We start from the raw sequence: 20,440 nt of genomic DNA, 5'->3' as shown, positions 1-20,440 counted from the left end.
TAGATGAAAGTGGTTTTCAAAGTGAAAGTACCAGAACTCATAGTTATAGCCTTCAAGGAACACGTGCTGAAGGTGAATTTAACTGGCAGTTGAAGAATTGCAGTAATGCGATCGGTGCAATTATCGAAAATAGATTATTGACAGTTGGTGTGTTTAATTGTTCTGTGAATACAGAAGTATTTGAATGTTGGATTGAACAGGATTTATTACCTAAGTTGAAAGAAAGCAGTGTTTTGATTATGGACAATGCGACCTTTCACAAAGGGAAAAGACTTCAGGAGTTGATACGTTGTGCAGGCCATTACATTGTGTGGCTTCCTAAATATAGTCCAGATTTAAATCCAATAGAAAATATGTGGTCACGAGTCAAGGCGATTCGAACTAAGTTTAGAGTTAAAGATATTGATAAATTATTTAAAGATTACTGTAATGATTTATTTGGTATTTAGCTATAGATCCTGCCTTATCAGATGATTCTGTTCTCCCGTTAAATATTGGCATACACATGGCGCAAGTAAAGAAATCTTTTCCGCAGCAAAAATCGGAATTACATGCACGAAATCTGCATCGCAGTCGTTACGATTTTCCTCAGTTAATACAGAGCTGTCCGGAACTTGGACCCTTTGTCAGCCCAAATAAATATAATGATTTATCGGTAGATTTTTCTGATCCACAGGCTGTGAAAATGCTCAATAAAGCATTGCTCAAGCATTTTTATGGCATTCAATATTGGGATATTCCCAAAGATTTTCTTTGCCCGCCTATTCCAGGCAGAGCTGACTATATTCATTATTTGGCTGACTTGTTGAGTGCCAACAATAAAGCTCAGATTCCAACTGGACACGCTGTTCAAGTTTTAGATATTGGGGTTGGCGCGAACTGTATTTATCCGATTATTGGTCATCGCAGCTATGGCTGGAAATTTGTAGGCTCAGACATACATTCTGCATCGGTTAAAAGCGCTCAATTTATTGTGGAGGCCAATCCGAATCTGCGTAAAGGCATTCAGATTCGATTGCAGACGACTGCGAGCAATATTTTCAATGGTGTGATTAAACCTTCAGATCGTTTTGATTTGACCATGTGTAATCCGCCATTTCATGCCTCTCAAGATGAAGCCGATGCGACCGCAACGCAAAAATTAAGAAAACTGGGCAAGCCAGTTGATCGGAGCAAGGTGGTATTAAACTTTGGCGGTCAAAAGAACGAACTCTGGTGTGATGGCGGCGAAGAACGATTTGTCTGCCAAATGGTGCAAGAGAGTATTCATTTTGCTGAGCAATGCCTTTGGTTTAGTACGCTGGTTTCCAAGAAAACAACATTGCCAGTGCTTTTAAAGGCCTTAGCGAAGAGCGGCGCAGTGGATGTGAAAACTATTAAAATGACTCAGGGACAAAAAGAAAGCCGTTTTGTCGCTTGGACTTTTTTAGATTCAAAGCAGCAGCAAGCATGGAACAATGCACGTTGGACTTCAGCTTAAGTCTGTCTTCTTTGGAAATTTGGGTCATCAGTGCACTATTCCATGAATAGAGGCGAGGCATTGCAAGTATGGCGTCTTGGATCAATCCGGCGAATTTTTGCTAAACAAGACGCATTGTTAATTGTTACAAAAAACAGCATCTAGCGATTTTTGATTATTTCGTGTTCTAAATGCCTTAAATTTTCTGCAAGGGCTTCTTTTATATGTGAAAAATGCGCGGAATTGAACTGCAAATGCGTATGTTTATCATTTAAATTTTATATAAATCATAAGCTTACAAAAATTATATTTTGCATTCATTTTGAAACTTGTCCATAATATTTGAAAAGGGTATGGAGTGAAGAAAATGCGTGGCAATCCAGAAGTCGTAGACTACTTAAATATGCTGATCGGTGGCGAACTGGCTGCTCGTGATCAATACTTAATTCATTCCCGTATGTATGAAGATTGGGGCCTGAGCAAAATCTTTGAACGTATCGATCATGAAAGCCAAGAAGAAGGCTCACATGCAGATGCATTGATTCGTCGCGTATTGTTCCTTGAAGGAACGCCGAATATGAATCGTGATGATATTGAAGTCGGTACAGACGTTGTGACTTGTTTAAAAGCGGATTTGGCGCTTGAATATCATGTTCGTGAGAAACTTGCTCAAGGCGTAAAATTGTGTGAAGAAAAGGGTGACTATGTGACCCGTGATATGCTCCGTCAGCAAATGTCAGATACTGAAGAAGATCATACTTACTGGCTTGAAAAGCAAATGCGTTTGATCGAACTTATTGGTCTTCCAAACTATATTCAGTCTCAAATGTAATTTAAAAAATATCCAAAAAACCCAGCTTCTGCTGGGTTTTTTATTGGACCATGAAAACTATTGTTGTAGTTTTTTAATATCTGCCAGGACCTTCGCCGCGTGTGTCTGTGCATTCACGCTGGTATAGTGATAAACAATAATGCCTTTCGGATCAATGAGAAAGGTTTCACGTTTGGCAACTTTCAAAATCCCTAAGTTTCGTACAATACCTAGCTGTGTCGCCAGCTTGTGCTGTTGGTCGGCAAGAATTGGAAAGGGAAGTCCTAGTGCTTTAGAGAACTTTTGATGTGATGCAATATCATCTAAGCTTGCGCCCAAAACAACCGCATTACTTTTTAAAAATTGTGGATATAGGGTTTTAAATTGATTGGCTTCTTCTGTGCAACCCGGTGAATTGTCTTTGGGGTAAAAATATAGAACAAGCCATTTCCCTTGATATTGCTTCAGTTCGTGCCATTTCCCATTTTGATCTTGCAATTTAAAGTTGGGTGCGGGTGTGCCTACCCATTGTTTTTGTTTGTTTTGACTGGTGCTGAGTATTGATGTTTCAGCAACTGTGATTTGGGTAGTTGCTATTAAAGCACATGTCATGAAACAGATTTTTAGCAATGAAGAAACTTTCATAGAGCATCAGTTTATATTGTTCTTTATCCGATCTTAGCAAATTTTAAAGCGCTGTAGGCTAGCTGATTTTATATTTATCAAAGTCGATTTCGAATGTCTTTTGGCAAATCGGTTGATGTGCTGAAATGCCACTATCAAACTTGCTTTGAACTTTTATACTATTTGGAATCGTTTAATTTTAGAGTTTGCATTGAATCAACATATTTTACTTATTACTGGCTGGGGCGGCGGTCGTAAATTACTTGCTCCTTTACAACAGGCATTGATCGCGCAAGGTTATCAGGTCGAATTATGGAATATTTTTGATGCCTTAAATCTAGAAGTGCTCGAACAGAAAGTTGAATTGGCGAAGCAATTTGATGTGATTGTTGGCTGGTCTCTTGGCGGTCAATTGGCGACGATTTTGGTAGATGAAATTCAAAAAAAATATCAACAACAGAAAGTGCTGATCACACTTGGCTCAAATCCAATTTTTGTGGCTCAAGAACAGTGGCCTGCTGCGATGGATCAAGCGAGTTTTCAAAGCTTCAAACAATCTTTCGAGCAGGATGCTATTTCTACTTTAAAGAAGTTTGGTTATATGGTTTGTCAGGGTACTGATAGCACCAAGCAAGATTTCATCACCTTGCAAAGTTTGATTCAAGCGCAAAATTTAGATGTGCTTCGAGCTGGATTGAATTGTTTAGAGACGCTCAATAATGTCAGCATCTTGAAAAACTACACAGGTCATCAATACCATATTTTTGCTAAGCAAGATTATTTGGTTAGTTACAAAGTTGAACGCTTACTGCGTAATTTAACTGTAAAGTTTTTGGAGACTGAATTGGTTTCTGGCTCACATGGCTTTCCATTGTTCGAATCTGAAGTCATAAGTTGCAAAATCTTCCAATATTTAAAGAAAATAGAACAAATCTCTGAATAGCTGGGCTTTATGGCAATTTATTTTTCATTGGCGTGGGGGTAACATCTTGCCACATTGATGTTTTAGCCTGATACATGGAGTGAGGGATGGTCAATTTAACCGATCTACAATTTGATCAGCAGCATATTTGGCATCCCTATACATCGATGACTCAGCCCCTTCCAACGTTTAAAGTGAAACGTGCGCAAGGGGTGATGATTGAACTTGAAGATGGTCGTCAATTGATTGATGGTATGTCTTCATGGTGGTGTGCGATTCATGGTTATAACCATCCTGAGCTAAATCAGGCTGTCACCGATCAACTGCAACAGATGTCACATATCATGTTCGGTGGATTGACACATGATCCCGCGATTCAACTTGCTAAATTACTATTAAAAATCACACCGCCCAGTTTAGATAAAATCTTCTTTGCCGATTCAGGTTCGGTTGCTGTCGAAGTAGCCTTAAAAATGGCAGTACAGTATTGGGCATCTTTGTATCTACCGAATAAAACCAATTTTGTCACTCCGCGTTCTGGCTATCATGGCGACACTTGGAATGCGATGTCTGTGTGTGATCCCGTGACAGGGATGCATCAAATTTTTGGCCCAAGTTTACCAAATCGATTTTTTGTTCCTGCGCCGCAAGTTGGCTTTGACCAAGCGTGGAATCAGGCGGATATTGCTGAGCTAGAAAAGATTCTCTCTGAACAGCATGAAAATATTGCGGGATTGATTCTTGAGCCGATTGTACAAGGTGCAGGAGGTATGCGTTTCTATCATCCTGAATATTTGCGTCAAGCTAAATTACTCTGCGAAAAATACAATATCTTGTTGATCTTTGATGAGATCGCGACAGGTTTCGGGCGTACCGGAAAACTCTTTGCTTGGGAATGGGCCGCAGTTGAGCCAGACATTATGTGTATAGGCAAAGGACTGACGGGCGGTTATATGACCTTATCTGCAACCTTAACCACGCAGAAAGTCGCGAATACGATTAGCCAAGGCGAAGCCGGCGTGTTTATGCACGGCCCAACCTTTATGGCGAATCCCTTGGCGTGTGCTGTGGCTGTAAAAAGTACCGAACTGCTGCTGTCTCAAGATTGGCAAGCCAATATTCGACGTATCGAAGCTCAATTAAAGTTTTATTTACCAGCACTTTCCTCGCTTGAACATGTCAAAGACGTACGAATACTTGGTGCAATTGGTGTGGTGGAATTGACCTTTAATGTAGATATGAAAACGCTACAACAGGAGTTTGTCCGTCGCGGCATTTGGATTCGTCCATTTGGTAAGCTAGTGTATGTGATGCCGCCATATATTATTTCTGAGCATGAATTAAAAATTTTGCTAGAACAAATGGTTGAGGTGGTGAAAAACATGGAGCAGCCAGCATGAATCTGCTCAACCATTTTTCAGAGCAGCTTGATCAGCTGAAACAGCATGGCAACTTACGTCAGTTCACGTCAAATCATCAGCACGATCGTTACATTAGTATTCATGATCACAAAATGTTGAATTTGGCGTCAAATGACTATTTGGGCTTGGCGTCCAATGTTCAGCTTCGTGAGCAATTTTTTGATGAAACCCCAAATGCACAGCGTTGGATGAGTTCATCATCCTCTCGATTGCTGACAGGAAATTTTCCTGAATATGAACAGCTTGAAGACAATTTAAGCCAAGCCTTTCACGGCCGTGCAGCTCTGTTATTCAACAGTGGTTATCACATGAATATCGGGATTTTACCTGCGCTTGCAGACAGTAAAACCTTGATATTGGCGGATAAGTTGATTCATGCCAGTATGATTGATGGCATCCGCTTATCAACTGCGAAATATGTGCGCTATCGCCATAATGATTTGGCACATTTATCTCAGCTTTTATGCAGATATCATGAAAATGAGGCTTTTGAGCGGATCATTGTAGTGACTGAATCGATTTTCAGCATGGATGGTGATGAAACCGATTTAGCTGAACTGGTACGGATCAAAAAGCAATTTTCCAAAGTAATGCTATATGTCGATGAAGCGCATGCCATTGGTGTGCGCGGTGAGCGAGGTTTAGGTTGTGCTGAACAATATCAAGTGATGGATGATATTGATCTTTTAGTCGGGACATTTGGTAAAGCACTGGCTTCAATAGGGGGGTATCTCATCTGTCATGCGATTATTCGTGACTATTTGATTAACTCGATGCGACCGTTGATTTTTAGTACCGCACAGCCCCCGATCTGTATGGCGTGGACAGATTTTATCTTCAAGAATGTTTTAAATTTAAAAGCAGAGCGTCAATATTTACAGCAAATCAGTCAAAGTTTGCAGCGAGCTGTGCAAGACAAAGGTTTTGATTGTCCATCTACATCACATATTGTGCCCGTCATTATTGGCGAGTCGAATAAAACTGTAGCAAAGGCTCAAGCTTTGCAAGCAGCAGGTTTTTATATCATGCCTGTACGTCCACCCACTGTGCCGCAGCATAGTTCGCGCTTACGCATTTCACTCACTGCTCAAATTACACAAACTGATTTGGATCAGTTGACTCAATTGTTGTGAGTGACTTGTGAATAATTTTGAGATTGATAAATGCCAAGTGGCGTTGCGCTTTGCTCAGGCAGGGCACAGCTATGCTGAACATGCCGTAGCACAAAAAGAGATTGCTCAACATTTATTTGAGTTGATGCAGCAGTATTGTCCAAAGTTGCAAAATCACCCCGTAGAAACCGTTTTTGAAATTGGATGTGGCTCGGGGAATTTAAGCCATTTAATGCTGGAAAATATGCAAATCAATCATTTGGTTTTAAATGATCTGTATGCAGAAATTCAACAGTATTTTCCCTCAAGTCCACAGATTCAGTACTGGCTAGGAGATATCGAACAACTAGAATTTCCACAGCATATCGACTTGATCGCATCCAGTTCGGCTTTGCAATGGGTAGGGAACTTTGCAGGCATTGTAGAAAAAGCCTTTCAAAGTTTAAATCCAGAGGCATATTTTTGTTTTTCGACCTTTGGGCAGCAGAATTTACAGGAAATAAAAGCTTTGACTGGGCAGGGTTTGGACTACCTCGATATCGACATGCTTCAAGCTATATTAAGTCAAAATGGTTTTGAAATTCTGCATCTTTCAGAGCAGACAGCGGCATTATATTTTGATCATCCAAAGCAGGTTTTGCATCATTTAAAAGCGACAGGTGTGACTGCGACAGCCTCACATTTTCGTTGGACGAAACAATCGCTCTTTGATTTTTATTCAGCATATCAACAGTTTTCTTTGCGTGATGAAACTGGGCAGATGCGTTATACACTGACCTATCATCCGATTTTTTGTATTGCACGGAGAATGCCATGACAGGGCAAGTTTATTTCATTAGTGGGATCGATACAGGCATCGGTAAAACATATACCACGGGCTATTTGGCTAAAATATGGAATGAACAAGGGGCGCGAACGATCACGCAAAAGTTGATCCAAACAGGCAATGTCGATATTTCTGAGGATATAGAACAACATCGTCAAATTATGGGTACGGGGTTGTTGGTCGAAGATGAAACCAAACTCACGATGCCTGAAATATTTAGTTATCCTGCGTCGCCACATCTTGCTACCAAAATTGATGGACGTGACATTGATTTTGCTAAAATCGAATACGCGACAAAACGTTTAACTGAAAAATATGACAACGTTTTACTCGAAGGTGCGGGTGGGTTGATGGTGCCATTAACCACGGATCTTTTAACCATCGACTATGTTGTAGAGAAACAATATCCCGTTATTTTGGTGACATCAGGTCGTTTGGGCAGCATTAACCATACGATTTTAAGTTTGGAAGCACTAAAAAGTCGTGGCTTAGTGCTTTATGCACTGGCTTATAATTTAAATGATGAATCGCAAGATGCATTGATTTCTAAAGATACTGCTGAATATTTAAAAGCATATTTAGCCAAACACTTTCCAGAGGCGTTATGGATTGATGTTCCTGTAATTCCATCTGTATAAAGAAACAAAAACCGCTCAAATGAGCGGTTTTTTTATACTTAAGAAATTAAAATTTCTTAAAGCCTTTGTTGTTTCCGCTAAATGCACGACTTGGCACAGAGTCATTACGACGCTCACGATTGCCAAAATTGTCGTTACGACGTTCACGGTTACCGAAGTTTTCACTGTTGCGATCATTACGGTTATTGTTGAAACCTTCATTGCGACGCTCTGAACGGTTAAATCCATTGCCTTGGAAACCACCTTCAGTACGGCCAGTACGACGTTCGCCACGGTTGTCTTGATAACCATTGCTTTGTTGTGGCTGGTTTTCGTCACTGTCACGACGTTGTTGGCGTAAGTAACCACCACGACGTGCTGCCATTGGTTTGTCTTGCATACGTTCAGTACGACGTTTCGCCATACCAAACAGGCCAGTACCTTGACGTGGTTTAAGTTCAACCGACTTGGTTAAGTTGTCAATATCTTGTTTATCTAGCTCGATCCAACGACCAGTACGCAGTTCGCGTGGCAGAATTACTGAACCATAACGTGTACGTAAAAGACGGCTCACTTTTAAGCCTTGAGATTCGAAAATACGACGAACTTCGCGGTTACGACCTTCTTTTACGACCACTTGATACCAACGGTTAATACCGTCACCACCAATTTCAGAGAATGACTCAAATTTTGCAGGGCCATCATCTAAAACAACGCCTTGTAACATGTTGTTTTTTAACTGAGGAGTGACTTCACCCATGACACGAACAGCATATTCACGCTCGATTTCGCTAGAAGGGTGCATTAAACGGTTCGCCAGTTCACCGTCATTCGTGAACAGCAATAGACCTGTAGAGTTAATATCTAGACGACCCACCATCACCCAACGATCACCTGTAATTTGAGGTAATTGTTCAAATACCGTTGGACGGTTTTCAGGGTCATTTCGTGAACAAATTTCGCCTTCTGGTTTGTAGTAAATCAACACACGGCGACGAATTTCGTCTTCAATTTGGAACTGAACTTTACGACCATCGATGCGAAGCTCATCGCCTGGTTCGATACGTTCACCCACTTGGGCAACTTGCCCATTTACGCTCACACGACCAGCGGCAATGACTTCTTCCATATAACGGCGAGAACCCAAACCAATGCGTGCGAGCACCTTTTGCAATTTTTCACTCATGACAGCATAACCTTAGAAATTATCATCAACAGTTCACCTATTTATGACTTCGGTGCATTCGCATCGAGGGCCATAAAAGCTTCCTTGGCATCCTGCAGGGGAGGCAATTGGCCCAAAGAGGTTAGACCAAAAGCATTTAAAAATTGAGGCGTTGTAACTAACAACGCGGGTCGTCCTGGGAGTTCACGAAAACCAGATTCTTTAATCCAGTTCCAGTCAAATAACGTACGTAAAATTTGACTATTGTTGGTCACCCCACGGATTTGCTCAATATCTGCGCGGGTTACCGGTTGATGGTAAGCAATGACAGAAAGAGTTTCGAGCAAGGATGGCGATAAACGAGTTGGTCGTTCAGGCCAGGTCTGTGCAATAATATTACGATATTTTGCACGTACTTGAAAACGGAAACCTTGAGCGGTTTCAACAAGTTCAATTGATCTGCCGTGTTGCAGCATTGAAAGTTGCTGCAAATATTGGCGTAATTCGGTTTTACTGAAACGGTCTTGGAAAGCCTCTTTTAAACGGGCAATACTCACCGCCGCTTCACTGGCAAAAATAATGGCTTCAAGCTGCATCAAAATTTCATGCAGATTATCTTCTGAAGACACCGCAGTCATTTGTTTAAGTTCAGTGTTCATGCACGTGCTCCCTGAATTGCAAGCGGTGCTTCTACACCTGATGCGACAATTTGAACTTTTTGTTGGCGTGTCAGTTCCAACACAGCCATAAATGTCACGACAACACCCATGCGGCCTTGGCTTGGTTTGAGTAAGTCCGCAAAGTCTAATACTTCACCTGACTCAAGCTTAGTTTCAATATAAGCAATACGTTCTTCGAGTAAGACAGGCTCTTGCAAAATTTGGTGGGTAACTGGTTCTGGTCGATTAAAAACACAGAGTATGGCATCACGAAGTAATTGAATGTCATAGCCATCATTGGTTTCGACAATCGTTCCTAAACTGACATTGGTATCGAAAGTATCTCGATCCAATACCGACATTTGACCTAATCTTTCCGCAGCTTGTTTAATGCGCAAATAGGTTTCTAAACGGTCAATCAATTCTTGTTTAGGATCTTGTTCATGTGCTGCGGTCGATTTAGGTTTTGGCAATAATAGACGCGATTTTAAATCGGCCAATAGGGCTGCCATCACCATATAGTCTGCGGTTAATTCAATATCTAGAGATTTCATTGCATCCATATAGGACAAATATTGGGATGCAATCGGGGCAATATCGACTTGTAATAAGTCGAAGCCATTTTTTTGAATCAGGTAAATCAGAAAGTCGAGTGGTCCTTCGAAATGCTCTAATAGAATTTCAAATGCAGCGGGTGGGATGTACAAATCTTCTGGAATAGCTTCTTGCCACTCATCCAAAACGCGAATGTGTGGAGCATCTTCCATAGAATTATGGACAGTTTGGTTCATTGCAATTATAGGCCACGCGAATTTTCAAAGGCATGCAGACAGCTTTCGCTTCGATCTCACATCGAAAGTAAAAGCACAAAAGTTATAGGGAATAGTGTAATGGAAAAATGCGTTTAAAGAAATTACTGAACGGTTGAATTGGGTAAAAAACATAAAATTTATAGGGAATAGGCTTTATTTATACACATGTAAAATTTTAAAGCTGTGATATCGATCACAACTTGTGTTAATTATAAATAATACACTCATCAATCCATGAACTTATTTAAGCTGTGATGTCTGGATGGTGGGCGTCTATCATGAAATGATTTGAATGAATTGACTAAAAGAATATTTGCTATGCCACAACAATATAATCAATGGGGTCAGGCCGTAGGGATGACGTTGGCGCAGTTTGAACCTTGCCAGTTCAGATGTAAAACCGAAATGGGGCAATCTGTTCGGCTTATTCCAATGCTGCCAGATCAGCTTGATGATAGTCTTTTACAGCGGCTATGGCAGACAGTACAACAAGAACCTGATGAACGCTGTTGGACGTATTTGCCTTATTCTCAAATTCAAAGCATGCAGCAATTGCGTGATTATTTTCAGCAATCCTTTCATTTTGCGGGTTCCATGCATTATGTCATTGAGGTTGGTGAAGCCGTTGTAGGGTGGATTGGTTTGCTCAATGTACGCCCAGCACATGCCGTCATTGAAATTGGCAATGTCTATTTTTCAAGTTTAATGAAGCAATCAACCGCAGCAACAGAAACCATTTATCTATTGTTAAAAGCATGCTTTGCAGCAGGTTATCGACGGGTGGAGTGGAAGTGTGATGACTTGAACACGCCTTCGAAAAATGCTGCCTTACGTTTTGGCTTTCAATTTGAAGGGTTGTTTCGTCAACATGTGATAGTGAAAGGTCGTAATCGTAATACCGCTTGGTTTGCGATGTTAGATCAGGATTGGCCAATGTTGTCTCAAGCTTATGCAGCTTGGCTCAATACAAATAATTTTGATGAGCAAGGGCAACAAAAAATTCATTTAAAAGAATTTATGCAGCTTTATCGCGCTTGAGCAAAAGCCAACTATCAAGACTTTGAGCCTGTTAGTCATATCTTTTTTCAAGTGCAAATTCGATGATGTGCTGGCACTGCGCTTGCGAGCAGAGATTTTGACTTGATCGGTGTTTAAATAGTGATTTGACCGTTGATGCATGCAGAAAATAACGAAAAATTTGCGGCTGTGTTGTCGCTATTGGTGAAATTAAATTTTCATCTTTTGCCCTCAGTTGAGCCGTGGATTCTAAAGTCCAAGGCTCAGTGGCATATATAGCAAAATGATTGAGACTGCTTTGCTCGGAGACACTGAGGTCTGTCGCATTTTGGAGCTTGAGTAAAATCTGAAATAAAGTCATCAGGTCGATTCCTTTATCGAAAGGTAATTTAACCGCGCTTTGAGCAGATGACCTTTACATGCTGTGCCTCTGATCGGTAACAGCATGTATTTAACAGTACATGCTATTCAAAGGCACTGACATCACCGACACCACGGCGAATCACTTCAGGGTATTCACCTGCAAGGTTTACAACGCTAGTGGTATTTAAAGTACCTAAACCGCCATCAATTAATACATCTATTCGTTTGCCGATTTGCAGTTCAATTTCATAAGGATCATCAATCGGTTCTTTTTGGCCAGGTAAAATTAAGGTCGATGTTAATAAAGGCTCACCGAGTTCTTTGAGTAATAATTGGCAAATCGGGTTGCTCGGAATGCGTAGTCCAATGGTTTTCTTTTTAGGATGCATTAAACGGCGAGGAACTTCACTGGTCGCAGGCAAAATAAAGGTAGTGACCGCAGGGGTGTTATTTTTCAATAAACGATACATGGCATTATCGACTTTGGCATAAGTGGCAATGTCAGATAAATCTGCACAAATAATCGCATATTGATGTTTAGCATCGAGCTGACGAATTTGGGCAATGCGTTCCATGGCATTTTTGTTCCCAATTTGGCAACCGATGGCATAGGCGGCATCTGTAGGATAAACCACCACATCGCCGGCACGAATCCGTTCAACGGCTTGCGTAATTAAACGGGGCTGAGGATTTTCCGGATGTATTCTTAAATGCAACATGTCGTTTTCCTCTTATTATTAAAAGCTCTAGACATTATGTCGCGGTCTATTCGCTTTGTGCAACGTGAAATGCAGTCAAATTGTATAATTTAATCAAGCATTTCACGTTGAAATTCATTCGCCTGTAACATTTTGCCAGCACGTGTACAGTGGCAAATGCATTGGATAAAGCGCCAAGCATCGCGTGGAAGTTTGGCTTCACCTTTAAAATAAGCCTGTAATTGTGCATAGACATTATCTTTAAAGCTGCTGCCATCTCCTCCTTCACCAGTGAGGTTATCAAGTGAGACACGAAACTTACGCCCAAATGCTTTGGCAAATAACCATTCGATCGCTTGGGGCTTAATTTCTACCTGTTCAAAGAGGGCTTGTTGCTCTTTACTACGACCATCTGGTGCATACCAATAGCCTAAATCGGGAAGTAAACGGCGTTGCTCGCCAGCAATAGTCCAATGGCTAATTTCATGCAGGGCGCTATTGAAATAACCATGGGCAAATTGAATACGGGCAGGGCCGTTTGAATCAGCAGGAAAGTACTCGGGCTCAAAGTCACCTTTCACTAAGCTCACATTCAGGTGGGAAAACCAATGATTAAAGTGTAAGATGAGCCAATCGACGTGTTCTGTTTCTGTGGAAAGTTTCTCCCAAGCCGAGAGTTGCACTTGGTCAGTTGAAATGTCAGAATCAAGCGTTGAAATTGTGCTCATAAGTGATGAAACATTCACTTCTGTTTGCGGCTGCAACAGATGCATAACTTAAGTTACCCAAATGGTCTGTCTAAATAAGTACAAAATTGTATCTTAATCTTTGACAGAGTACTGATGAATTTGTAGAATTGCCGCCTTAATTATGTCAGCAAATACCTTTCCGGCACAGATTGAGCCGTTTAAATGGGCTGAACAGGGCTTTAAATGGTCAGGAACACTGCCATTATCTCGCTTTGTTCGTATTGCTCGTGAAGCTGTTGGATCAATTGATGATCAATTGATTAACATAGACTGTAAGCTATCAATGGATGCTTATCATCGCATTGTATGGCTAGATGGTCATGTTGAAACAAATGTTCCAATGGAATGCCAGCGTTGTCTGGATACTGTTGAGATCCCACTTGTTTTAAGTTTTCATCTAGCTCTTGTAGATGACGAGTCACTGATAGAGCGCTTGGATGAGGATGCTGATTTCATCGTTTTAGGTGAAAGTGAAGCAACAACCAAAGGTTCATATGATGCACCTGCGACTGCTGATTTACTCTCACTGATAGAGGATGAATTGTTATTGTTGATGCCTTTGTCACCTAAGCACGACGCTTGTGAACATAAGCATCAACCTGCCGCTGAAGAGCTTGTTGAAGAAAAACGGGACAACCCGTTTGATGTTTTGGCAGGTTTGAAGGGTAAACTTAACTAATTTTTGTGTTATACTCTCGAGTATAAGACAATCGAATTTGTTCTGATCCATTTTTTCGATCTTTGTAAGGAGCCATCATGGCCGTTCAGCAAAACCGTAAAAGTCGCTCTCGCCGTGACATGCGCCGTTCACATGACGCTTTAACCGAGAATGCATTAACTGTAGACCAAGCTACTGGCGAGACTCACCGTCGTCACCACGTATCTAAAGATGGTATCTACCGTGGTCGTCAATTATTCGCTAAAGCATCTGCTGAATAATTGGTGATGTATTAAGCGTCAAGCTTAGTAGAAAAAATGGGAGCGTTAAGCTCCCTTTTTTTGTACCGATTTTTTGTTGCATTTGGCAATTACCAAGACAAAAATTAAGTGTTAAATTTCCGTCCCTGAAACAAGCTTACATGGGATTGTGTTGAATAAATGTCCAAATAGCATAAATTCACCAGTCTTGATAAAGGATTTTTTATGTCTGCTAAACAACTCGAGCAAGCAGCTCAAGCTACTAAAACTGCATTCGTGTTCCCGGGTCAAGGGTCACAGAAAGTCGGCATGCTCGCTGAACTTGCAGAACAGTTTAGTAGTGTGCAAGCAACATTTGCAGAAGCATCAGAAGTAGTTGGCTTTGATCTTTGGCAAATTGCGCAAAGTGGTGAAGGGTTAAACCAAACAGAATTTACTCAACCTGTACTACTGACTGCCAGTATTGCTTTATGGCGTGTGTGGTTAGAGTTAGGTGGTGTTGCACCGAAATACCTTGCAGGTCACTCATTAGGTGAATACAGCGCCTTGGTTGCTGCGGGAGCGATGAGCCTAGGTGATGCCGTTAAACTGGTGAACCTACGTGGTCAGTTGATGCAAAGTGCTGTACCTGAAGGTCAAGGTGCAATGGCGGCAATTTTGGGTCTAGATGATGCCAAAGTCATTGAACTTTGTGCTCAAGCAGAAGGCCCAGGTTCAGTAGATGCTGCAAACTACAATGCACAAGGTCAAGTTGTCATTGCGGGTGATAAAGCCATGGTTGAAGCGGTTATGGCTGCTGCTAAGGAAAATGGCGGTAAGGCAATTGCACTTCCGGTTTCTGTGCCATCGCATTGTGCATTGATGAAACCTGCTGCTGAACAGTTTGCGACAGCATTGGAACAAACTGCCATTGAGCTGCCTACTATACCTGTAATACAAAATGTAGGCGCTGAAATCGCGACTGATGTAGCGCAATTACGTCAGGCGTTAACTGCACAGTTATACCAATCTGTACAGTGGACAAAGACCATGCAGTATTTGCAAGACCAAGGTATTCAGTACATTGCTGAATGTGGTCCGGGTAATGTCCTTGCGAATCTCGCAAAACGTTTGCCAAATATTGAAAAAGCATTCCCACTCGACACGAAAGGTCGTATGGAAGATGCACTGAATGCCATTTTAGTGGCAGAAGGGAAAATTGCATGACACAAGAACGCAAAGTTGCTTTAGTAACAGGTGCGAGCCGAGGGATTGGAGCAGCAATTGCTCAGCAATTGATTCAAGACGGTTATTTTGTTGTAGGTACTGCAACTTCAGAAGCGGGTGCGGAAAAATTATCTGCTGCTTTTGCTGAAAATGGTGCGGGTAAAGTTCTAGATGTACGTGATGCAACTGCAATCGATGCATTGGTATCAGACATTGAGCAAAACTTTGGTTCTGTATTGGTTTTAGTGAACAATGCGGGTATTACCAAAGATAATTTGTTACTTCGTATGTCAGAAGATGATTGGGATGACATTCTCAACATTCATTTGAAAGCCGTTTATCGACTTTCTAAACGTGTTTTAAAGGGTATGACCAAAGCACGTTTTGGTCGAATTATTAATATTAGTTCTGTGGTTGCACATTTTGCTAACCCAGGACAAGCAAATTATTCTGCTGCAAAAGCAGGGATTGAGGCCTTTGGTCGCAGCCTTGCAAAAGAGATGGGAAGCCGCCAAATCACTGTAAATGCAGTGGCTCCGGGCTTTATTGCAACAGAAATGACAGAACAGTTAAGCGAAGAAATTCGTAAAAAGATGAGTGATCAAGTGGCTTTAAACCGTTTAGGTGAGCCGCAAGATATCGCAAATGCCGTAAGTTTTCTTGCTTCTGAAAAGGCAAGTTACATTACCGGAACTGTATTACATGTAAATGGTGGTTTATACATGAGCTAAGCGCTCAAGTATAAACTTTCAAAACGATTTAGATTCAATTAAACTAACGGCATTAAAAACGCCACAAGCAATGAGGAGAATTCCTGTGAGCGATATCGAACAACGCGTAAAACAAGCAGTAGCTGAACAACTTGGTCTTAAAGCAGACGAGATCAAAAATGAAGCTTCTTTCATGGATGACTTAGGTGCAGATTCTCTAGACCTAGTTGAATTAGTTATGTCTTTCGAAAACGATTTCGACATCACTATTCCTGATGAAGATTCAAACGAAATCACTACTGTACAATCTGCAATTGACTATGTTTCTAAGAAACTAGGTTAATTTTAGATTTCAGCGATGCTGATTTAAAAAGCCACCATTCGGTGGCTTTTTTATGCCGAATATTTTGTTTTTACATTAGCTTACGTTTCTGTCACCAACAACAACTCAAAAGCGGTTATTTTTTAGCTATAAAAATAGAGTTTGAACAATAGTTAAATTATTTAAAACAGTAAAAACAACGGAGAAAAACATGGGTCTTTTTGATTTTGTAAAAGGTATCGGTAAAAAAAATACAGCACCTGCAGAGCCTCAGGCAGCGCCAGCAACACCTTCTGAACCATCTGCACAAGAAATTGCCAATAAGTTATTGGGTCATATTAAAGCACTGGGCTTGCCTGTAACTGGTTTGTCTGTGAGTTATAACGGTACTTCAGATCTAGCGACAGTGAAAGGTCAGGTACAAAGCCAAGCGGATCGTGAAAAGATTATCTTGGCGGTAGGGAATATTGATCATGTGGCGCAAGTGGATGATCAGTTAACAGTGACGAGTCCTGAGCCTGAAAGTAAGTTCTATACTGTCAAGTCGGGGGATAACCTGTCTAAAATCTCTAAAGAATTTTATGGTGATGCAAATCAATACAATAAAATTTTTGAAGCAAACCGTCCTTTGCTAAAAAATGCCGATGACATTTTCCCAGGTCAGGTGCTTCGTATTCCTGCATAAATATTTGTGTTTAAAGTAAAAAAAGCCATCACAAGATGGCTTTTTTTTGTATGCGTGAATGGTGAAGTTGAATATAATGCGGCTGAAATAATTCAAAATAAGAAATCAATGAAACAAAAAATCATCTTTATTTTCTTGCTGTTGCTTGCAGTTGTTGTGTGTTTTGTCTTTGGCTGCGGTGGGATGAGCGTATTGATCCTCGGGTGCTCAAGTGGCAGCAGTCTGAAATTTCTTATCATTCAAATTACACACAAGAGCCGTATTTTAACTTGCTTGGGCTGAATGCCGCAGATCGGTTTTCGGCATTGAATGTTGGGCGCTATCGTTATCATCAAGATTGGGCATTTAGTTTGTTGGGGCAAGAGCATCAGAATGTATTGGGCCAGCCATTGAATGCGAAGCTAACACGTGAAAAGTGGTCAGAAGAACAGACGAATTTAGTTGCGGAGTTTCAGCAATTGCTGGTCGATGATCCTAAGGCAGCTAGCGCATTTGTTGTTGAGCATCATCAGGTGCTCGGTGCGCTGATACAGCAAGAAAAGGTGCCGTTGCAGCGCTTTAACACATGGTTGCAGCATGCAGACCAATACCTCAGTTTAAGTATGCCGAGCAATTCCGCATATCCAGACTTTAAGTATTTAAATTAGTTAGCGATCCTTTATCAGATCAATATTGCTTTAAATAAAGAGGATAAGCTGGATGCATATATGGCTGAATATCACAGATTGCAGCAGATGCTTGAGCGCCCGAACTCATTGGTTGAAAGGATGCTGATTCAAAACTGGCTGGCACGTTATGTCCGAATTATACGTAATGAACAATTAAAGACTGGACAAGTAGTTTATTTGGAGCCTTTAAGTACCAGTCAGTTAAGTTTGCGCTCAGCAGCGCAATTGGAAGCCTATGGCGTATATGCGGTGTTGAAGCAGGTGCAGCAATCATTGGGCTGGAATACCTCGTTGATGTATTGGTTGTATTTGCCAAATCAAACTGCAAATCAATTGTTTAAGCAATATGAAGAGGCGGCACAGCTATCTGAGCTTTCTTATGATTCGTTTAGGATGCAGGCTGGTCAAAAACAGGGACAGTATTCATCTTGGCATATCAAAAACTATTTGGGCAATACTTTGTCCAATATAGAGGGGGTGCCTTGGGAGCGCTATGTGCTTGCAGGGCACATTTTGAATGATCGAATTATGATTTTTAATTTGTTGAATCAGGGTGCGACTGATTTAACGCAGTTGAATCAAAATAGCCACGGCCGACGTTTCTTTAAGAAGGAGGGTATGCTGTGTGCTGAGGTGCCGTATCCGCGTGAGCAATTTAGAGCACACAATTGGAATATTTTAGATAGCTGTGTGCAGTTGTAGTTTTTGTATATAAACATTTTGGTATAGAAATAAAAAAGCCCCAATGAGTAGGGGCTTTTTTACAGTCGTTTAGAAGCTTGGCTTCACGACCACTAAAATGATCACTGCAAATAAAATCAAAGTTGGCATTTCATTAAAATAACGCCAGAACTTATGCGATTTATAATGTGCATTTTCGATAAGCTTTTTACGGTAATAACCACATACAAAATGATAAATCACCAATAGTCCAACTAATCCAACTTTTAGGTAGAACCAAAGCGCTTCATGGTAGTGTCGAGTTGCATCACCCCAATCGACGAGGAAGTGCGCCGTGATCAGTGTAGCAATCATTGCGGGCCACATAATGCCGCGATATAGCTTGCGTTCCATGATTTGAAAGCGCTGATGACTCGTAGCATCATCACTCATGGCATGGTAGACATAAAGGCGAGGGAGATAAAATAGCGCTGCGAACCAGCAAACAACTGCGATGATATGTAATGCTTTGACCCAGAGGAAAGCATCTGATGGAGCATCCATATATTGACCCTTAAAAGGGCGGTGGGTGTGTGCTTTGGCACCGAAGCGCCAAAGCAGCAAACTTTATATTAAGCTTCCCATTTTTTGAAAACGAGGCAAGCGTTTACACCGCCAAAACCAAAACTGTTACTCATCACAGTATTCAATTTTGCATCACGTTTTTCAAGTACGATATCAAAAGGTTTTGCACCTTCATCAAGTTCAGTCACGTTGATGTTTGGTGCAATAAAGTCATTTTGCATCATCAAAATAGAGTAAATCGCTTCTTGTACACCTGCAGCACCGAGGCTGTGACCTGTCATTGATTTAGTCGAGCTGAGCGGAGGAACTTGTCCTTCGCCGAAAGCACGTTCCATCGCTTTAAGTTCAGTAACATCACCAGCCGGAGTAGATGTACCGTGTGTATTTACATAGTCAATTTTGTCTACGCCGTGTTGTTTTGCTTCTTCAAGCGCCATCAGGACACAACGAGTCGCACCTTCACCTGATGGTGCAACCATGTCTGCGCCATCTGAATTTGCTGCATAGCCGACAACTTCAGCCAAAATGTTTGCGCCACGTGCTTGAGCATGTTCAAGAGATTCTAGTACAACGAAGCCACCACCACCTGCGATCACGAAACCGTCACGGTCAGCAGAGTAAGGGCGTGAAGCAGTCGCTGGTGTGTCATTATATTTTGAACAAAGTGCGCCCATTGCATCAAATAAAAGACTTTGTGACCAATGGTCTTCTTCACCACCACCGGCAAGCATTAAGTCTTGTTTGCCCAATTGAATCAGGTTGTATGCATAACCAATGGCATCTGCAGATGTTGCACATGCGCTAGTAATCGTGTGTGCAATACCTTGCATTTTAAATGCAACACCCACGTTTGCGGTAATGGTGTTGGTCATGTTACGTGGTACAAAGAATGGACCAACTTTACGTGCACCTTTAGTGTCTAGAAGTTCTTTCATTTCAACAACAGATGCAGTTGAACCACCACCTGAACCACCAGCAATACCGTAACGTGGATTACCACCAATTTGTTCTGCTGTTAAGCCTGCATTTTCTACTGCAGCCAAAGCTGAGTTGTATGCATACATTGCGCATACGCCCATAAAGCGTTTTAAGCGGCGGTCAATACCGTCAAAGTTTTGTTCTGCAGCCGCACTGACATGACTTTTGAAATTAAGTTCAGCATAACTTGGGTTGAAACGTGTTCCAGAAATCCCGTTTTGCAAAGAATGAGTGACATCTTCTAATGTATTACCAATGCATGAGTTGATGCCCATACCAGTGATTACAACACGTTTCATCTACAGATCCTTTATAGGTAGTGTGTGAGCAAGCTATTGAAAGTATACGAAGGAAACTTTCTAAATAGACGAACTCATATAATTTGATTGGAATAATGATAGCAGAAAGCTTTTTGAATTCTTATGGCAAATCCTATGCCTATTTTTGACTGAG

General features: G+C 41.3%; 26 protein-coding genes. 17 read left to right on the top strand and 9 right to left on the bottom strand.

The annotated features are described in order from the left end of the window. From FTU38_RS06675 to bfr, 3 genes are all read left to right on the top strand, one after another. A partial coding sequence (locus FTU38_RS06675; protein WP_180110824.1) for a transposase occupies positions 1 to 449 on the top strand: 449 nt, incomplete at its 5' end. A 56-nt stretch (positions 450 to 505) separates the two neighbouring features. Further along, entirely contained in the window at positions 506 to 1,480 is a 975-nt protein-coding gene (gene rlmF, locus FTU38_RS06670; RefSeq protein WP_180110823.1) for a 23S rRNA (adenine(1618)-N(6))-methyltransferase RlmF, read from the top strand. A 346-nt stretch (positions 1,481 to 1,826) separates the two neighbouring features. Continuing rightward, positions 1,827 to 2,291: a bacterioferritin gene (bfr, locus tag FTU38_RS06665; protein WP_067762676.1), complete on the top strand. Its 465-nt coding sequence runs from the start codon at positions 1,827 to 1,829 to the stop codon at positions 2,289 to 2,291. Positions 2,292 to 2,348: 57 nt separating this feature from the next. On the opposite strand, the gene FTU38_RS06660 is transcribed toward bfr, so the two are convergent. Continuing rightward, on the bottom strand, positions 2,349 to 2,882 hold the full coding sequence (locus tag FTU38_RS06660) for a peroxiredoxin (protein ID WP_373683956.1): 534 nt from the start codon (positions 2,880 to 2,882) through the stop codon (positions 2,349 to 2,351). Positions 2,883 to 3,105: 223 nt separating this feature from the next. On the opposite strand from FTU38_RS06660, the gene FTU38_RS06655 reads away from it, so the two are divergent. The 5 genes from FTU38_RS06655 to bioD all read left to right on the top strand — a co-directional run bounded on the left by FTU38_RS06655 (position 3,106) and on the right by bioD (position 7,813). Beyond that, positions 3,106 to 3,837: a YqiA/YcfP family alpha/beta fold hydrolase gene (locus tag FTU38_RS06655; RefSeq protein ID WP_180110821.1), complete on the top strand. Its 732-nt coding sequence runs from the start codon at positions 3,106 to 3,108 to the stop codon at positions 3,835 to 3,837. 86 nt (positions 3,838 to 3,923) lie between these two features. Next, positions 3,924 to 5,216: an adenosylmethionine--8-amino-7-oxononanoate transaminase gene (bioA, locus tag FTU38_RS06650; RefSeq protein WP_180110820.1), complete on the top strand. Its 1,293-nt coding sequence runs from the start codon at positions 3,924 to 3,926 to the stop codon at positions 5,214 to 5,216. Beyond that, complete coding sequence (locus tag FTU38_RS06645) at positions 5,213 to 6,370, top strand: 8-amino-7-oxononanoate synthase (protein WP_180110819.1); 1,158 nt, start codon at positions 5,213 to 5,215, stop codon at positions 6,368 to 6,370. The genes bioA and FTU38_RS06645 overlap by 4 nt, the downstream gene beginning before the upstream one ends. 7 nt (positions 6,371 to 6,377) lie before the next feature. Further along, positions 6,378 to 7,166, top strand: coding sequence for a malonyl-ACP O-methyltransferase BioC (bioC, locus tag FTU38_RS06640; protein ID WP_180110818.1), 789 nt, complete (start codon positions 6,378 to 6,380; stop codon positions 7,164 to 7,166). Then, positions 7,163 to 7,813: a dethiobiotin synthase gene (gene bioD / locus FTU38_RS06635; RefSeq protein WP_180110817.1), complete on the top strand. Its 651-nt coding sequence runs from the start codon at positions 7,163 to 7,165 to the stop codon at positions 7,811 to 7,813. Before bioC ends, bioD begins: the two co-directional genes overlap by 4 nt. A 46-nt stretch (positions 7,814 to 7,859) precedes the next feature. Here bioD and rluB read toward each other — a convergent pair whose 3' ends face one another. Genes rluB through FTU38_RS06620 form a run of 3 tightly spaced genes read right to left on the bottom strand, consistent with a single transcriptional unit; the run spans position 7,860 to position 10,407 of the window. After that, on the bottom strand, positions 7,860 to 8,978 hold the full coding sequence (gene rluB, locus FTU38_RS06630) for a 23S rRNA pseudouridine(2605) synthase RluB (protein WP_180110816.1): 1,119 nt from the start codon (positions 8,976 to 8,978) through the stop codon (positions 7,860 to 7,862). Between the two features lie 41 nt (positions 8,979 to 9,019). After that, a complete protein-coding gene (gene scpB / locus FTU38_RS06625; protein WP_078190063.1) occupies positions 9,020 to 9,616 on the bottom strand; it encodes an SMC-Scp complex subunit ScpB in 597 nt (198 codons plus the stop codon). Further along, the gene (locus FTU38_RS06620) at positions 9,613 to 10,407 is read right to left on the bottom strand and encodes a ScpA family protein (RefSeq protein WP_078190062.1); all 795 of its coding nucleotides are present in this window, start codon (positions 10,405 to 10,407) and stop codon (positions 9,613 to 9,615) included. The genes scpB and FTU38_RS06620 overlap by 4 nt, the downstream gene beginning before the upstream one ends. A gap of 339 nt (positions 10,408 to 10,746) precedes the next feature. Here FTU38_RS06620 and FTU38_RS06615 point away from each other — a divergent pair, with 339 nt between their 5' ends. Beyond that, positions 10,747 to 11,466, top strand: coding sequence for a GNAT family N-acetyltransferase (locus FTU38_RS06615; protein WP_180110815.1), 720 nt, complete (start codon positions 10,747 to 10,749; stop codon positions 11,464 to 11,466). Between the two features lie 31 nt (positions 11,467 to 11,497). Here the strand turns inward: FTU38_RS06615 and FTU38_RS06610 are convergent, their stop codons facing one another. From FTU38_RS06610 to FTU38_RS06600, 3 genes are all read right to left on the bottom strand, one after another. Beyond that, positions 11,498 to 11,806: a hypothetical protein gene (locus tag FTU38_RS06610; protein WP_180110814.1), complete on the bottom strand. Its 309-nt coding sequence runs from the start codon at positions 11,804 to 11,806 to the stop codon at positions 11,498 to 11,500. A gap of 103 nt (positions 11,807 to 11,909) precedes the next feature. Continuing rightward, positions 11,910 to 12,527, bottom strand: coding sequence for an L-threonylcarbamoyladenylate synthase (locus tag FTU38_RS06605; RefSeq protein ID WP_078190059.1), 618 nt, complete (start codon positions 12,525 to 12,527; stop codon positions 11,910 to 11,912). A gap of 89 nt (positions 12,528 to 12,616) precedes the next feature. After that, positions 12,617 to 13,279, bottom strand: a complete 663-nt coding sequence (locus tag FTU38_RS06600; RefSeq protein WP_180073190.1) for an elongation factor P hydroxylase — start codon at positions 13,277 to 13,279, stop codon at positions 12,617 to 12,619. A gap of 97 nt (positions 13,280 to 13,376) precedes the next feature. Between FTU38_RS06600 and FTU38_RS06595 the strand changes: the two genes are divergently transcribed. The 8 genes from FTU38_RS06595 to FTU38_RS06560 all read left to right on the top strand — a co-directional run bounded on the left by FTU38_RS06595 (position 13,377) and on the right by FTU38_RS06560 (position 18,466). Further along, positions 13,377 to 13,934 carry a DUF177 domain-containing protein gene (locus FTU38_RS06595; RefSeq protein WP_078190057.1) on the top strand — a complete coding sequence of 186 codons (558 nt, stop codon included), beginning with the start codon at positions 13,377 to 13,379 and terminating at the stop codon, positions 13,932 to 13,934. Between the two features lie 77 nt (positions 13,935 to 14,011). Further along, positions 14,012 to 14,194 carry a 50S ribosomal protein L32 gene (gene rpmF / locus FTU38_RS06590; RefSeq protein ID WP_004279227.1) on the top strand — a complete coding sequence of 61 codons (183 nt, stop codon included), beginning with the start codon at positions 14,012 to 14,014 and terminating at the stop codon, positions 14,192 to 14,194. 204 nt (positions 14,195 to 14,398) lie between these two features. Next, positions 14,399 to 15,379: an ACP S-malonyltransferase gene (gene fabD, locus FTU38_RS06585; RefSeq protein WP_180059475.1), complete on the top strand. Its 981-nt coding sequence runs from the start codon at positions 14,399 to 14,401 to the stop codon at positions 15,377 to 15,379. Then, positions 15,376 to 16,110, top strand: a complete 735-nt coding sequence (fabG, locus tag FTU38_RS06580) for a 3-oxoacyl-ACP reductase FabG (protein ID WP_078190055.1) — start codon at positions 15,376 to 15,378, stop codon at positions 16,108 to 16,110. The genes fabD and fabG overlap by 4 nt, the downstream gene beginning before the upstream one ends. An 85-nt stretch (positions 16,111 to 16,195) precedes the next feature. Next, complete coding sequence (gene acpP / locus FTU38_RS06575; protein WP_078190054.1) at positions 16,196 to 16,432, top strand: acyl carrier protein; 237 nt, start codon at positions 16,196 to 16,198, stop codon at positions 16,430 to 16,432. Between the two features lie 190 nt (positions 16,433 to 16,622). Continuing rightward, positions 16,623 to 17,096, top strand: a complete 474-nt coding sequence (gene lysM / locus FTU38_RS06570; protein ID WP_078190053.1) for a peptidoglycan-binding protein LysM — start codon at positions 16,623 to 16,625, stop codon at positions 17,094 to 17,096. A 158-nt stretch (positions 17,097 to 17,254) separates the two neighbouring features. Next, positions 17,255 to 17,743: a hypothetical protein gene (locus tag FTU38_RS06565; RefSeq protein WP_180110813.1), complete on the top strand. Its 489-nt coding sequence runs from the start codon at positions 17,255 to 17,257 to the stop codon at positions 17,741 to 17,743. Positions 17,744 to 17,803: 60 nt separating this feature from the next. Further along, complete coding sequence (locus tag FTU38_RS06560) at positions 17,804 to 18,466, top strand: hypothetical protein (RefSeq protein ID WP_180110812.1); 663 nt, start codon at positions 17,804 to 17,806, stop codon at positions 18,464 to 18,466. A 69-nt stretch (positions 18,467 to 18,535) separates the two neighbouring features. Here the strand turns inward: FTU38_RS06560 and hemJ are convergent, their stop codons facing one another. Next, entirely contained in the window at positions 18,536 to 18,988 is a 453-nt protein-coding gene (gene hemJ / locus FTU38_RS06555) for a protoporphyrinogen oxidase HemJ (RefSeq protein WP_078190051.1), read from the bottom strand. 68 nt (positions 18,989 to 19,056) lie between these two features. Further along, positions 19,057 to 20,286 (bottom strand): beta-ketoacyl synthase N-terminal-like domain-containing protein, encoded by a 1,230-nt coding sequence (locus FTU38_RS06550; RefSeq protein ID WP_180105703.1) that lies wholly within the window; start codon positions 20,284 to 20,286, stop codon positions 19,057 to 19,059. Between the last annotated feature and the right edge of the window lie 154 nt (positions 20,287 to 20,440).

Origin of the sequence: Acinetobacter sp. YH12098 (genome assembly GCF_013419235.1) — a bacterium.
In the GTDB taxonomy this organism is placed as follows: Bacteria; Pseudomonadota; Gammaproteobacteria; order Pseudomonadales; family Moraxellaceae; genus Acinetobacter; species Acinetobacter amyesii.
Note: the sequence above shows the minus strand (reverse complement) of the source record. Positions and strands in the feature narration are given on the sequence as shown.